The organism is Ectobacillus panaciterrae DSM 19096 (assembly GCF_000430785.1).
In the GTDB taxonomy this organism is placed as follows: domain Bacteria; phylum Bacillota; class Bacilli; order Bacillales; family Bacillaceae_G; genus Ectobacillus; species Ectobacillus panaciterrae.
The window spans coordinates 20,995-34,349 of record NZ_AUMR01000049.1; the positions used below are offsets into that span (position 1 = coordinate 20,995).

A 13,355-nucleotide genomic window follows, 5' to 3' on the forward strand; every position below is an offset into this window, starting at 1 on the left:
CCCTTTTGGTTCTTTGAACCTCTTTCCCCTTTGTAACGAGGTTGGGGACCCCCGGCTTGCCCTACTTCGTTTCAGGCAAACGTCTCCGAAGTGCGTTTCATCCGCTCCGTTGCATCAGGCTCCCACCGTCCCTGACTCGCTGTTGCTTCAGTTGCCGACTACTCTCTTCATCCTAGACTTTTCGAAATTTTCTTACTGTTTATTATATACGACTGTCGTTATTTTGCAAGCTGCTTTTCACGCCAAAATGAAATTTCGCAGATTTGCGGCGAAATACGGAAAAACCGTATAGTTCAAAGCGACTGCTGCGAAAGTGATCCTTGAGTACAACACGCTTTTTCGCCACACGCAGCGCCTCTTCCATCGTTGCATCTGTTATGTCATTATATAATGCGAAGTGCTTTAAGCCGCGAATGCCATCTGATTCGAGAATGCTTTCTTCAAACATCGGGTCGAGGTACACGACATCGAAGGAGTCAGCCTTACAATCTTGTAGATATGTAAGATGATCGGTATGAAGGACTGAAATACGGCGCATCGCTTCATTCATTTCTGATATATCAGCATGCCACGTTTTCAAGCCGTTTTTCACGATATATGCTAGATAACGGTTCCCTTCGATTCCAGTCACTGCTCCTGATGCTCCGACTGTATAGCTTGCGACAATGCTGTCGGATGCCATGCCGAGTGTACAATCAAGCATGGTCATTCCTTCTTCCAGCTGCGCTGCCTGCAAAAACGGATCATGCTCCCCGCGCATTAGGCGTTTGATTCGGAAGCTGGAGGAGTTGGGATGAAAAAAGAAAGAATCCTCGCCTCCGTATGGATATATCTCTAACCGATTTTTTCCTACTACAAGTATATCGTCATGAAGTCTCTCCTGCATATTTGGAACGGAATCATCTTTTCTTATCGCAAAAGGACTATCCAAATCTGCGGCGACCTGCTTTGCATATACGGTCATTTCCTGATTCGTTCTTCCTGCTGTTGTTACAATCATCATATCACTCCAAAACAAAAAGGGAGAAATTTCTCCCTTTTAGCAATGCTGTTCGAAAGCTTCCAGAAGGTTGTTCATGATGCCTTCTAGGCTGTTTCCTTCGATTTCATGACGATGGATGAAATGCACGACTTCTTTCCCCTTCAATAACGCCATAGACGGAGAAGAAGGCGGAATTTCGTCAAAGTACGATCTCATCATCGCAGTCGCGTCCTTATCCTGACCCGCAAACACAGTCACAAGATGATCCGGATGCTTTTCTTCCGCACGCAATAATGCTTGTGCCGCAGCCGGACGTGCAAGCCCCGCCGCACAGCCGCATACAGAGTTGATGACTACAAGCGTTGTGCCAGTCGCGTTTTCGATATAGTTTTGTACATCTTCAGCCGTCGTCAGTTCTTGAAAGCCGGCGCGAACAAGCTCTTGACGCATCGGGATAACCATTTGTCTCATGTATTCTTCATATGCATTTACCATGTTTTTCTCTCCTTCAAAAATCATATCCAGCTTCATGATACCATATATATACCGATTTTTACTATTCCTTAGTATGTCTGAACTTAGAAATATTGATTTAAAGATGATCACTCATCGGATTTCTCCGTGCATTGTTTCACGAACGGCTCGAATGAAACTTAAATCTCATAGTTCTCCGCATCGAGCAGAAGTGCTTCGGCTTCTTTATATTGCTTGTTCATTTCACTGGTTTCTAAATAAGTACAGTGTTCACAAAACTATGACTTCAGTTTGCGATTCGGTATTTCACACACACCGTCCGTACAATGCCCAGTCGGTACGATAGAACGGCGGGATGCGATGAAATCATATAATCGCTGCCCCATCCCTATCCAAATTGAAAGCTGTACAAAAGGCACAAGCAGCCAATAGTACGGAATTTGTTTCGCCAGTTTACGAACCGCATAAATGCCCTCATGCCATTTCTTCCCGTCATATACATACAATCTGTCTTCCATTTTCTTTAAAAGCTCAGGAGATAATGCGTAATCTGCTGCAACTGTTGGCTCGCGAAACGAAATAAACTTCACTTTTCGCTGTACATCCAGCTTTTTCGTTCGTTCCGAAACAGCCGTGCAAAGCGGACACCAAGCATCATAAAATACTGTAATCATATCTCTCCCGCCTTCTGTTTTCTATAGTTTATTCTGCATTCCGCGATTCGGTCATTTGTTTCCAAACGGAGCCTTTTGCTTCCTCCCCGCCTTCAATGCGCTCAATTGCCAAACGTGCCTGCATGGCCACTTCGAATTCAGGATCATCCTGTGCATCTTTTAAGGCCGGGAGAGAACTTTCATCGCCTTCTTCAAACAAGAACATCGCTGCTCTCCAGCGCACAAGCTTGCTTGTATCCTTCAGCGATTCAATCATTGCAGGCATCGCTTCTTTATCGCCGATATCGGACAAACAGTCTCCTGCCGTCCGGCGTACGCTTACCGCTCTGTCTTTTAATGCTGTATATAGAAGCGGCATGACAGCTTCGCCCTTTATCATACCTAAATAAGCCGTTGCGAGGCGGCGAATGGACACCTTCTCGTCATGCAGCGCTTTTTCTAGGACAGGAATGTCTTCTTCTGTCGGGTCCATTTGTTCGAGTGCGGCGTAACGATTCTTCCAGTCCGAATCCTCCATCATTTCCATCGTAACCTTGTACGGCTCGCGCTTCTTCACAACAAGCTCTTTTGCACCTGTTTGATTCAGCAAATCGTTCATTAACGTGTTGACTCGTTCTTCCGGGTATGCAGCAGCAATCTCATCCACTACTTCCTTTCCGATATCGGCCAGTTCTCCGTAACGAGTTCCCTGCTCTGCCCACTTGCGCTCCTGCACAACGTTCGGCGCCGTCATTTGCAGCTTCATAATGGCACCTTTAAAATACGGAGGAAGTCCAAAGCGCTCTTCTGTTTCGCCGTCTGTCAGCTTTACCTGCATCGGAATGCCGTAAAACAGTTGAATAAACACCTTCACTTCACCGTAATGTGCATTTAAACTCTGCGCTTGTGCATCCGTTGCTTCCGCTTCCCCAAAAACGGCGCGCACGTTTTGCAAAATCGGCTTCCAATCATACTTGGCGTTACGTTCTACCGCAAGAAAGTCCGCTACATGGTAAACACCCTTCACACCTTCAATCGCAAGAATGTGCTGAATTTTTTCAGGTGCTCCGGATATATTTTCTCTCGTATAATTGTTGCGTGCGCCTGACGGCAATACTTCATTTAATATAACCTTCATTGTATTCGGACTCGGTGTCGGTTCAATTGCTTTAATCTTCACGTATTCTCTCTCCTTCGTTGTTTCCTTGCATCTAGTGTAGCACGTTAGAAACAGTTGTTGCTAATGAGACGCACGTTCTTTTTTGTGCTCAAGGAATGTTACATTCTCTGCTGCAACCTCTGTCCGGTATATTCGCTTTCCTTGTTCATTCTCATAGTGATTAGTATGGATTCTGCCGGTAATTCCTATAAGCGCTCCTCTTTTGCAGTAAAGCGCTACATTTTCCGCAGGCTTTCGCCAAATCGTACAGTCGATGAAGTCTGCTTGCTTCTCGCCTTGACTGTTGCGAAATCCTCGGTTTACCGCCACGCGTATTTTGGCGTATGCGATTCCTTGTTTAGTGTATAACAGCTCTGGGTCTCGTGTTAAGCGGCCGATTAAAACAACGCGATTCATCATAGATTCTCATCCCCTCCACTTGTTTTCTCTATTATAGGGAAAGAACGAGAATGAGAAAAATCAGGAAAAAACAATTTTCCAGAAGCTGTTTTTCTTGATTCTTATACAAAACTGATGGTACATGCCCTCGGTACTTTAAAATTAGTCTATGTGTTTACAGCACCGTATACCATTTCCGTACTTTATTAGCCAAAAGGGTTGTTGTTCCCTCGAGAAAACCCAAATTCTTATTGAACTCTAAATTGAAATCCGTTTACAATAAATATAGTAATCCTTGTATTACATATAAAATATATAAACAAACTCTATGTATCTGTTTAAAGCGTCAAGGGGGAAAACATGTGAAAATTCGTATAAAGCCTGAGCAGGTTATGGATGTCGCTAAGCAATTTCAACAAGCTCAGCAACAAGCTCAAACGCTAGCAGCCAGTTTAAGAAAAAGCATTTATGGTCTAGAATCACAATGGAATGGCGTTACGAGAGAGAGGTTCTTTCAAAACTTCCAGCAGTCAAATAGAATCATTGACCAATATGCTACACAAACACTTAAAGCGGACCATGGGGTTATGATTTTGGAGTCTAACAATCACCAATGGTTATTATATCAATCAGACAATAAACCATCGTTTCTTGTCTCCTATTTGTCTGAAGAACTGTTGGAAAGCCAAATAGAGAAACTCTTACATATTCACAACTCTAAAGAGGTGCATCATGAGAAATCCTAAAAACGACAGCTTTTTCACGTCAAAAGTTCTGCCAATCCTCCAGTCTATTGTTGGCATTCTGGCATTGGCTTATCAAGTATTAGAGGTTGTTGTAAAATATTTTATGATTTTGGTAATTGCTATCTTTATAGGGCTAATTTTCTTTTTTATTTTCATGAAAGAGTTTGGATTGGCCTTAATAAGCACTGTAGCTGTGATGGGCTGGTACTTTTTTTATTGGCTATTCTACCGAAAAGATAAAAAAAAGCGAAAGTAACTGTTCTTAGTTCAAACAATACCCCCTCCTGCTTATATGATATGCACTCCTTAAGGACATATATAAAACTCCCGGGTGATTTATATATATATCTTGGAGGTGCGTATCATTTAGCTGGAAGGGGTTTCTTGTTCACATAACCCCGATTATCGGAAATTACGATTTATTAGTGTAATGTAATTTGCACACGTTTTTTAATAATTTCCTTGTTTTTATAAATCCAAAGAACATATCCTCATTTATCTTTAACAATTCTAGCTAATGCACGAAATAAGCCATAAATATGGTTTGTATACTTAACATGACGTACCATACAGCTCTTACCTCAGCTTCAATAAGAGGATTTTGATTACTGTACCTTTCTATAACTAAAGAAATAAGATTAAACCACTGTTGTCTTAGCTCCTTATCAGTGAACGTTTCACTTAATACGCTGGTAAGACAATGACCACAACAACGAATAGAAATCAAATCTATCAGGCTTAACTATACAGAAACCTCTTCAATGCTTTCAAAGTTTCAAGCACAGCAACTGTAAACGCAGAGTTTTCCTCTTTCTCTAAAGCTTGGAAATACAAGCTTCTTAAGAACATTCTAATATTTTGTACTAAGGTATCATCTTGAGGAGTTGAAGTTTTTTCAATTACCGTAAAGCTGTGAAGCCAGCTCTTCCATTCTTCATCAGAAAGGACATTCTGATTCCGCAGAGACATTACTGCTGTCGCTAACCTCTCATCCTCAAAGTTTATGTACAAGTAATCGTGCAAGCAAACCTTATGACGAACAGCAGCAAGCATTGCATGACCGAACTCGCGATCCCGCAAAGAGCGAGCCAGAGCGCTTAGTGCATCTGCCGCATGAGCTGTAGAATGCGCCCACCCTTTCCCGTCTACATATCCTCTTGCATCCTGTTCGAGATACACATACTCAAGAACCTGCTCCGCAACGCTGTACAGCTGTTCTTCAGATAAGAGCGGCTCCTTTTCATGAACGGATAAAACGAGCGGTGGGATAAGAATAGAGAAGGCACGCTTAAAAACGGAGTCCGTTCCTTTCTCGCCGATTTCGTAAAACAAATAATCAGGACTCAGCGCCTGCAGCAGCAGCCCGCGAAGCTCCTTCTGTCTAAATACCCCGCCTATAATCCATCGTGCCAGCGTACTGTAAATCAGTTTATCGCGCAGCTCGGCATCGGGCGATCCAATGTGGTCGAGCATCCATTGCGCGTACGGATATGCGTCTACGTCGTCCGGTACAGAATAATTGTTATTTCTGATGTGTTGTAGCTCTTGCTTCAATTCGTATTGGTCCATCATAATATTTTATATCCTTTCTTAAAGGTTTTCCGACAATCTAAGCTAATTCTATCACTGGGATGTATAATCTGCCAGTGGGGTTCTCTCCACAGTTCGACATACAGCATTTTTTCTCCCCTGATGCCTAGATTGAGGGATCAAAGAAATCTCTTTAGCGTTAGCCTTCTCACTCATCCGGCCAAATTTTCTTATATAAGGTTCACCGTAACAGGTGTACCAGCAACAACACTTTTTTATGTCTCTATGTTAAACTCTTTCCTGCACCAATCACAGAACAATTCATAGTCTTCATTCACTTGCTGCTTATATACCATCGAGGAAAATACTAACTGTGCACAAAACGCTTCAAAATCCCTTCCGATTGCCCGTAAGATCTCTTCTTCGCTATGGTATGTCAGCAACTCATGCTGCACATCCACATCAGCGCGCGCATGAATTTTTGCTGTGATTCGGCCCATAATCTCGACTGTCGAATCAATTTCTTTTGCACTCGTCATATGCTTTGCTTTCACTCTCTTTTTAAATGGGGAGCGTTCTCGTACGTAGAAGTGTCGGCCATTCATTGTAATAAATCCGAGATACGGGTCCTCATGATGATGCATCGCTTTCTGTGTTGTAATCACCCGTTCACCCTGATGCTGATACTTCTGCCAAAATTGTTCATTATAAGGCAAGAAATATCCCGGAATCGGCGTACGTACCTCTTTTACTTCTAATACAAGATCATCTAGCTGCAGGTGATCTCTCTCTCCTTCAACAAGGACATAATACCGCTCCAGTCCAATAGAAGCTGTTCCTGAACCATGCTTACGCGCTATATCTTTAATACGATAAAACATATGACCGCGCCTATCTTCCGTATCCAAAGTTTCTATATACTCTTCCCAAGCTTGTTCAAGCACAGCCCGCTCTTCGCTGCTCACAGGCTGAATTTCATCTGACCATATAAAACAACGACGATTGTCCTCATTTACAAATGTAATATCTGCAAGCAATTTATTAGATTGGCGCTTCATGAGCTTCTTCAATACTTTACGTATCGGACCTTCTGTATTGTCCTTCGTAAAAAATAATGTAACCGGATCTTCCTTCCTTCTTTCAAATCGGAGCAGCTGTTTGTAATAAGCACTTAGATAGGTTTTGATTCTTTCTTCCTGCTCACCTTCACTAAGGCCCTGCGCTTCACAAAATAATGCAATACTAATCGTCATACGCAAAATATCATACAAATACGATCCCATATATCCTTCATCAAAATCGTTCACATCATATACAATTTCCCCTTGCTCATTCTGGAACGTGCCGAAGTTTTCAAAATGCAAATCTCCTTGAATCCAAGTCGGTTTATCTTCCGGCGTGTGGAAAGAGAATGGAATCTTCGTTATATCATAATAGAATAAATAAGCACTTCCTCGATAGAAGCGAAAGGGATTTTCCATCATTGTTCGGTATTTCTCTCGTCTCATCTCTCGATCTAACGCCATGCTATGCTCATCAAATTGATTTAAGACAGTCTCAATTATTTGCTGGCGTAACATCCGCCTTGTTTCTTTTACCCGTTCAAGCAAATTGGTGACCATTCTATGTCCTTCCTTTCAGCTAACATACCAGTAATTCCCTAATCCAATTCTATCATCCTTTTTCTATAATTGCTCAGAGGATGTTCAAAATATTCTTAATTATAACTCCGGACGTATTGTTAAGTCACATATATAATATATAAATGATTTATAATTTCGACATAGGAACTGCTATACAGAACCAAAGCCTGCACCCGCTTCCTCTCTCTTACCCTTGTATGGGGTAGGAAAAGAGTTTGACCGCTTCTATGTTCTGCCGGATGCTCTTTCCCCACTATAAAAAGATGTTTTTTTATTCAGTTGTATATAGGTGAAATTCTAAATAGAAAAGGACCAATTCCTCTATACAATCGGCCCTTTTCAAAATATCTAATATAATACTTAAAACAGATTCTGCGTTCTTACTCTATTTATTAGATTAATCCTAACTTTTCAAGACCGTGTTTAACTCCATCTTCCTCTGCAGACATCGTGACCAGATTGGCATAGGCTTTTACTTCCGGTCTTGCGTTCCCCATAGCTACTCCCATACCAACTAAAGACAGCATCTCAATATCATTTAATCCATCGCCAAAGGCAACAGTCTCTTCCGCCGAAACTCCTAATTTATCCAGCATCTTCAGAATTCCGGTAGCCTTGGTTCCATTTGAAGCATTCACATCACATGTCCGCATCCCCGGAGAGCTCCATCTTCTAAAATGCAGCTCAGGGATACTTTGTTGGTAAATGTGTTCCTCTTCCATTTCACAATGGAGGAACATCTGGTAAATATCTTGATCTAACCAGAACGTCGGAGAAGCTTGTTGCGGTTTCCACATGTCGTTCTGAAAAGCTTCTGCTACATATGGATGTCCAATTTCTGTTGCCCTAAATTCAGATCCCCCAAGGTATGTAATGGGATGTTGATATTCTTTTGTCCATCCATGCAGTTTTTCGAGCACCGTCTTTTCGATGGGAGCTTGGTGAATCACTTCCCCTTGATGAAGCACGTATGAACCATTGAAAAAGATCATGGAATCGATTCCTATTTCTTTAATGACTGAACTTGCAAAATAAGGAGCTCTTCCTGTTGCAATGACTACATGAATCTGCTTTTCTTTTAAACGTTGAATTGCCTGCTTTGTTGCATTTGTTATGCTTTTTCCATGAGGTAAAATCGTACCGTCAATATCTAAAAAAACAGTTTTATAACTCATATCGAAATTCCTCCTTCTGTCATATCCACATTTCTAATGTAAAAGTTCATAATTTAAAAAACTATTTATAACCATAAACTTAATTTAATTACATGTTAGTTAAAGTTTCTTCTACACATGCAGAACGAATAAATTGATTTTTTCCTCTTTGTTATAGCTCATGAAATTAAGGTCTTATATATTCAGTAACACTTTCCATTCAAATCATAAACAGGCGTTTTTCCAACTGACTGTTTCACGTATGCATATATGGCACATTGCTTTTTCAGTATAACTTACCGGTTTTCGAACTGTCTATATTAATGGCCTGAGAAGCTACAGAGTGGTTAGGTTCCACAAGGGAATAACATCCCGTTTTTAAGGGGTATACTAGGAGCACAGCCACTCGGCTGAATCTAACAACGAGGTGAAAAATCATGGCAAACCGTAACAAATTGGTGGTTCCTGGTGCTGCATCTGCGTTAGATCAAATGAAGGCTGAAATCGCGCAAGAGTTTGGTGTCCAGTTGGGAGCTGATGCGACAGCTCGCGCCAACGGTTCAGTCGGAGGCGAAATGACTAAACGTTTAGTCGCAATGGCGCAACAACAATTGCGCGGTTAACGAAAACAGGCTCTTCCAAAAGGAAGAGCCTGTTTTTTGTTTTTTAAATCAAAATATAAACATTAAGAAAACCTTATATGCAATGAATAAACTTTGCGCTAAGAACAAAGTTCCCCAAATAGGTGCCGCTATAATCGTGCTTTTAGCCAAACTGGTCGCATCCCCTGCATCTCGTGGTTGTATCCAACTTAAACGAAATATAGTTAGAGAATCAGTGACGGAACAAATTAGAACCACTGAAGAAAAGAATAGTGTTGCAAAAATATTTAATGTTGGATTCCCATAGTATAAAAGTATTCCACATAATCCAATGAACGAAATTAGCCAAAAAACTCCTTTCGTATTCCGAACCCAAAATACTAAATTAAAGGCTGCCGAAAGAATAAAAAAGTACAATAGCCAATGCATTTTATGTGTATGAATGAAATAAAAGCAAAGGAAAGCGACTAAAGAACTTGTTGTATAACCGGCATAAGCAGTAAAAATACGACTTAACCATCCTTTAAAGATTCTGCCTGTTTGCCATGTCTCTGCTAATCCTTTTGCCTCATCACTAGCAAATAAGCTAATTTTCTTCACTCTGCCTCCGAACAACATAGCCATAATTGCATGGCCGTCTTCGTGATACATTGTGCTTAGGCAAGAAAAGTACTCTCCTATATCAAGTTTCCCTATTCTCAAAAATGGACTGACTACAGCTAGTATAATTGCACTATATAGTAACCAATCTTGATTCATACAAAACACCTCCTCTTTATTCATTTCTATTTCATAACCAAATTATAATCAAACAGAATTATTTTGGTATGAAATGTTATGCTCTTGTTTGTTTCTCAAAATTAAAGGCTGTTTTCACAAAATTGTTGTTTTGCGGAACATACAAAAGGTCGGTTTTAGTGCAAAAATAATTCACTCGAAACATAGAACAGCATCTTGAATCGCTGTCGGATAAGCTGGATGCTTAGCGATTGTAATAACACGAGGTTTGGGAACATGACAAGAAGCCAAGGCTTTCTTAAAAAGCGCTTGGCTGATGCTGCGTTTCTCTATTTACTCAAATAAAATCAATGCTGTTTCCTTTGGAATCTACTGCACATTCCTTAAGGGGATCCTCAGACTATCAAATAATACTCTTTTTAAAAAGAAGGTTTCTTTCCCCTATTCATTATTACCAGCCAATACATCGGCAAAAGCTTTTACATACTCGGGCAAATCTGGGGGACGGCGGCTTGAAACAAGATGTCCGTCTACTACCACCGGCTCGTCCAACCATTTTGCCCCTGCATTCTCCATATCATCGCGGATACCTGGGGTGCTTGTTACCTTTTTTCCTTGCAAGATTTTTGCAGAAATTAGTACCCAACCAGCATGGCAGATTTGGCCAATCGTTTTTTTACTTTCCTCCATATGCTGCACTAACGCAAGAACTTCCGGAAAACGGCGAAGCTTATTCGGCGCCCAGCCGCCTGGCACAAGAAGCGCATCGTATTCTTCAGGATTAATATCACCAAATGCAAAATCAGATTCTGCTGGAACCCCATATTTGCCTATATACGTTTCTCTTGCCTTCTCCCCTGCAAATTTCCCAGCTGTTATTAATGGGAAGAACTAAAGAGTCTCTCCAGCTCGCGAACGATTTCGTTATTATCTGCATCTACAATCTCTTGATATTGAGGTTTATTGAACAGTTGATTAATTTTTTCAGGAAATACCTGTTCGATATGGCAGCGTTCAATGGACTCATTGAACTTTGCCGGATGAGCTGTTGCAAGCGTTACATAAACCTCACTCGATTCATTGTATTTTTCGTATGCGGCAACTCCACAGGCAGTATGCGGGTCAAGTAAATAGTTAGATTCGTCATAATATTTACTGATTGTTTGTAAGCATTCCTCTCCCATTACCCCATGAGCAGCAAAATCATCTTTGACCTTCTGAAGCAGTTCTTCGCTAACGACTATTTTTCCTTCCGACTTGAATTGGTCCATTAAAGAAGATACTAAACTCGGATTTTCATCGAGCAAATAGTAAAGATAACGCTCGAAATTACTCGCCACTTGGATATCCATAGAAGGGCTATATGTGCTGTGGAATTGACCCGGCATGTAAACTCCGTCATGGATAAAACGTTCTAAAATATTGTTCTCGTTCGTAGCTAATATGAGCTTATTAATAGGAAGACCCATTCTCTTCGCAAGATAACCGGCAAAAATATCCCCGAAATTTCCAGTCGGAACACTGAAGTTAAGACTCTTTATACCAGTCTGTTTAGCGACTTGGAAATAGGCATAGAAATAATAGACGGTTTGAGCCAGAATACGAACGAAATTGATTGAGTTGATGGCACGAAGGTGGTATTTGTTTTTAAAATCAACATCGGCGAACAATTCTTTAATGATTCTCTGACAATCGTCAAAGGTTCCTTTCACCGATAGGTTCAAGACATTTTTGTCATGAACGGTAGTCATTTGCAATTCCTGTACTTTGCTTACTTTTTGATGAGGATGTAAAATGCAGATTCGAATGCCTTCCTTTCCTCTTACCCCTTCAATCGCTGATGCTCCTGTATCCCCTGAGGTAGCTCCAAGAATATGAATGATTTTATTTTGTCTCTTAGATACATAAGAATACAAATTCCCCAAGAATTGCAAGGCAATGTCTTTAAACGCGAAGGTCGGACCATGGAAAAGCTCAAGTACATACATATTATCCTTGACTTTTCGAACAGGCGTTACTTCTGGATCACGAAAAGTAGAGTAGCTCTGATGAATTAACTCCTTTAGTTCATTCTCTGGAATTTCGCCTTCTATATAGTATGAAAAAATTTCGTATGCCAATTCCTGATACGTAAGCTTTGCCATTTCCTCTAGCCTTGTTTGGGGAATCTGTGGTATTTTGCTTGGGATTAAGAGGCCTCCATCATCTGCCAGTCCCATCAAGACCGTATCAATAAATCCAATCTCGCTTACATTTCCTCGTGTGCTAACAAAGTTCATAATTATCCTCCATATGTGAAAATTAAATTTATTACTATAGTTACCCGAATTTGGACCTATGTCAATATAATAAACAAATTAAATAGAGAAAATATCAACATTTTCAATATAAATAGCTCGTATCCCCAAATTCACATGGACTTTTATTAGCTCTATACGTCCTATTAAAAACCTTTCCTAATCAAAACTTTACATATACAAATAAAATTTCTTGTTCTCTCAAGCTTCTTCATCTAAAGTATATAATTATATACATCAACAAAGAGGTGAGACGATGGGACTGAGACTCTTTCGGTATTTTCTTTTTTTCTTAGGATTAACTTTCTTCGGACTCGGTAACGCCATTGCGGTAAAGGTTAAATTTCTGGGCCTGCATCCGTGGGAGGTTCTGAATGTAGCGCTCTATCAACGATTCGGATGGACAATCGGCACATGGAGTGTTGTATGCGGCTTACTTCTCGTCCTAGTTTCCTTAGCGGTGGACCGAAGATACATTAACATAGGGACATTCTTAAATGCTCTGCTGATTGGTCCTATTATGGACTTTTTCTTGCGGCTGAACATTCTTCCTCACGCTACTCATTATTTGTGGATAAATCTTCTTATTTTACTTGCTGGAATTACGATTACAGGTATCGGAGGCGGCATGTATGTGGCTGCTGGGATTGGTGCAGGACCGCGGGACGGATTCATGCTTTCCATTTCGGATAAGACAAGATTATCTGTAAGTCGCGCTAGAATTATTGTGGAAAGTGTCGTGTTAGTGATTGGATATTTTCTAGGTGGTCCTGTGTTTATCGTGACATTCCTCTATACGTTTATTCAAAGTCCTATATTTCAGCAGTCATTGAAGATGGTTCGAGCGTTTCTAGATGCCCAGGAGAGAAAACAGAAGGGACAAATAAGCACAAGTTTGTAGCTATACAAAAACTCCTTCAGCAAGGGATCTGAAGGAGTTGCGTGGTCACATAACACAGATTATCGCAAGTTAGTACA

14 protein-coding genes, 2 pseudogenes and 1 other annotated feature (1 of these 17 running past the window's edge) are annotated in these 13,355 nt (G+C 40.8%); of the genes and pseudogenes, 4 read left to right on the plus strand and 12 right to left on the minus strand.

What is annotated here, in order from left to right:
• Window positions 1-183 (minus strand) — a binding site (T-box leader) (it extends 28 nt beyond the left edge of the window).
• 19 nt (window positions 184-202) lie between these two features.
• The 5 genes from H540_RS0112835 to H540_RS0112855 all read right to left on the minus strand — a co-directional run bounded on the left by H540_RS0112835 (window position 203) and on the right by H540_RS0112855 (window position 3,688).
• Complete coding sequence (locus H540_RS0112835) at window positions 203-1,000, minus strand: class I SAM-dependent methyltransferase (protein ID WP_028401012.1); 798 nt, start codon at window positions 998-1,000, stop codon at window positions 203-205.
• A gap of 39 nt (window positions 1,001-1,039) precedes the next feature.
• The gene (locus tag H540_RS0112840; RefSeq protein WP_028401013.1) at window positions 1,040-1,477 is read right to left on the minus strand and encodes a BrxA/BrxB family bacilliredoxin; all 438 of its coding nucleotides are present in this window, start codon (window positions 1,475-1,477) and stop codon (window positions 1,040-1,042) included.
• A 257-nt stretch (window positions 1,478-1,734) separates the two neighbouring features.
• The gene (locus tag H540_RS0112845; protein WP_425388118.1) at window positions 1,735-2,130 is read right to left on the minus strand and encodes a thiol-disulfide oxidoreductase DCC family protein; all 396 of its coding nucleotides are present in this window, start codon (window positions 2,128-2,130) and stop codon (window positions 1,735-1,737) included.
• A gap of 28 nt (window positions 2,131-2,158) precedes the next feature.
• A complete protein-coding gene (locus H540_RS0112850; RefSeq protein WP_028401015.1) occupies window positions 2,159-3,289 on the minus strand; it encodes a conserved virulence factor C family protein in 1,131 nt (376 codons plus the stop codon).
• Window positions 3,290-3,349: 60 nt separating this feature from the next.
• Window positions 3,350-3,688: a single-stranded DNA-binding protein gene (locus H540_RS0112855; protein WP_028401016.1), complete on the minus strand. Its 339-nt coding sequence runs from the start codon at window positions 3,686-3,688 to the stop codon at window positions 3,350-3,352.
• 341 nt (window positions 3,689-4,029) lie between these two features.
• Here H540_RS0112855 and H540_RS31425 point away from each other — a divergent pair, with 341 nt between their 5' ends.
• Together H540_RS31425 and H540_RS0112865 are read left to right on the plus strand one after the other, a co-directional pair.
• Complete coding sequence (locus tag H540_RS31425) at window positions 4,030-4,413, plus strand: WXG100 family type VII secretion target (RefSeq protein ID WP_051317088.1); 384 nt, start codon at window positions 4,030-4,032, stop codon at window positions 4,411-4,413.
• Window positions 4,400-4,669, plus strand: a complete 270-nt coding sequence (locus tag H540_RS0112865) for a hypothetical protein (protein ID WP_028401017.1) — start codon at window positions 4,400-4,402, stop codon at window positions 4,667-4,669. Before H540_RS31425 ends, H540_RS0112865 begins: the two co-directional genes overlap by 14 nt.
• Window positions 4,670-5,151: 482 nt before the next feature.
• Here the strand turns inward: H540_RS0112865 and H540_RS0112870 are convergent, their stop codons facing one another.
• The 3 genes from H540_RS0112870 to H540_RS0112885 all read right to left on the minus strand — a co-directional run bounded on the left by H540_RS0112870 (window position 5,152) and on the right by H540_RS0112885 (window position 8,761).
• The gene (locus tag H540_RS0112870) at window positions 5,152-5,985 is read right to left on the minus strand and encodes a DUF2785 domain-containing protein (protein WP_028401018.1); all 834 of its coding nucleotides are present in this window, start codon (window positions 5,983-5,985) and stop codon (window positions 5,152-5,154) included.
• A 233-nt stretch (window positions 5,986-6,218) separates the two neighbouring features.
• Window positions 6,219-7,565 carry a DUF2252 domain-containing protein gene (locus tag H540_RS0112880; protein WP_028401019.1) on the minus strand — a complete coding sequence of 449 codons (1,347 nt, stop codon included), beginning with the start codon at window positions 7,563-7,565 and terminating at the stop codon, window positions 6,219-6,221.
• A 413-nt stretch (window positions 7,566-7,978) separates the two neighbouring features.
• On the minus strand, window positions 7,979-8,761 hold the full coding sequence (locus H540_RS0112885; protein ID WP_028401020.1) for a Cof-type HAD-IIB family hydrolase: 783 nt from the start codon (window positions 8,759-8,761) through the stop codon (window positions 7,979-7,981).
• Window positions 8,762-9,177: 416 nt separating this feature from the next.
• On the opposite strand from H540_RS0112885, the gene H540_RS0112890 reads away from it, so the two are divergent.
• Window positions 9,178-9,363 (plus strand): alpha/beta-type small acid-soluble spore protein, encoded by a 186-nt coding sequence (locus H540_RS0112890; protein WP_028401021.1) that lies wholly within the window; start codon window positions 9,178-9,180, stop codon window positions 9,361-9,363.
• 48 nt (window positions 9,364-9,411) lie between these two features.
• Here the strand turns inward: H540_RS0112890 and H540_RS29610 are convergent, their stop codons facing one another.
• The 4 genes and pseudogenes from H540_RS29610 to thrC form a co-directional block, all read right to left on the minus strand.
• Window positions 9,412-10,101: a M50 family metallopeptidase gene (locus H540_RS29610; protein ID WP_051317089.1), complete on the minus strand. Its 690-nt coding sequence runs from the start codon at window positions 10,099-10,101 to the stop codon at window positions 9,412-9,414.
• 195 nt (window positions 10,102-10,296) lie between these two features.
• Window positions 10,297-10,456, minus strand: a pseudogene (locus H540_RS34595) (DDE-type integrase/transposase/recombinase); the annotation flags it as partial.
• A gap of 65 nt (window positions 10,457-10,521) precedes the next feature.
• Window positions 10,522-10,938, minus strand: a pseudogene (locus H540_RS29615) (type 1 glutamine amidotransferase domain-containing protein); the annotation flags it as partial.
• Window positions 10,939-10,958: 20 nt separating this feature from the next.
• Entirely contained in the window at window positions 10,959-12,359 is a 1,401-nt protein-coding gene (gene thrC / locus H540_RS0112905; RefSeq protein ID WP_028401022.1) for a threonine synthase, read from the minus strand.
• Window positions 12,360-12,633: 274 nt separating this feature from the next.
• On the opposite strand from thrC, the gene H540_RS0112910 reads away from it, so the two are divergent.
• Window positions 12,634-13,278: a YczE/YyaS/YitT family protein gene (locus tag H540_RS0112910; RefSeq protein WP_028401023.1), complete on the plus strand. Its 645-nt coding sequence runs from the start codon at window positions 12,634-12,636 to the stop codon at window positions 13,276-13,278.
• Window positions 13,279-13,355: the final 77 nt, after the last annotated feature.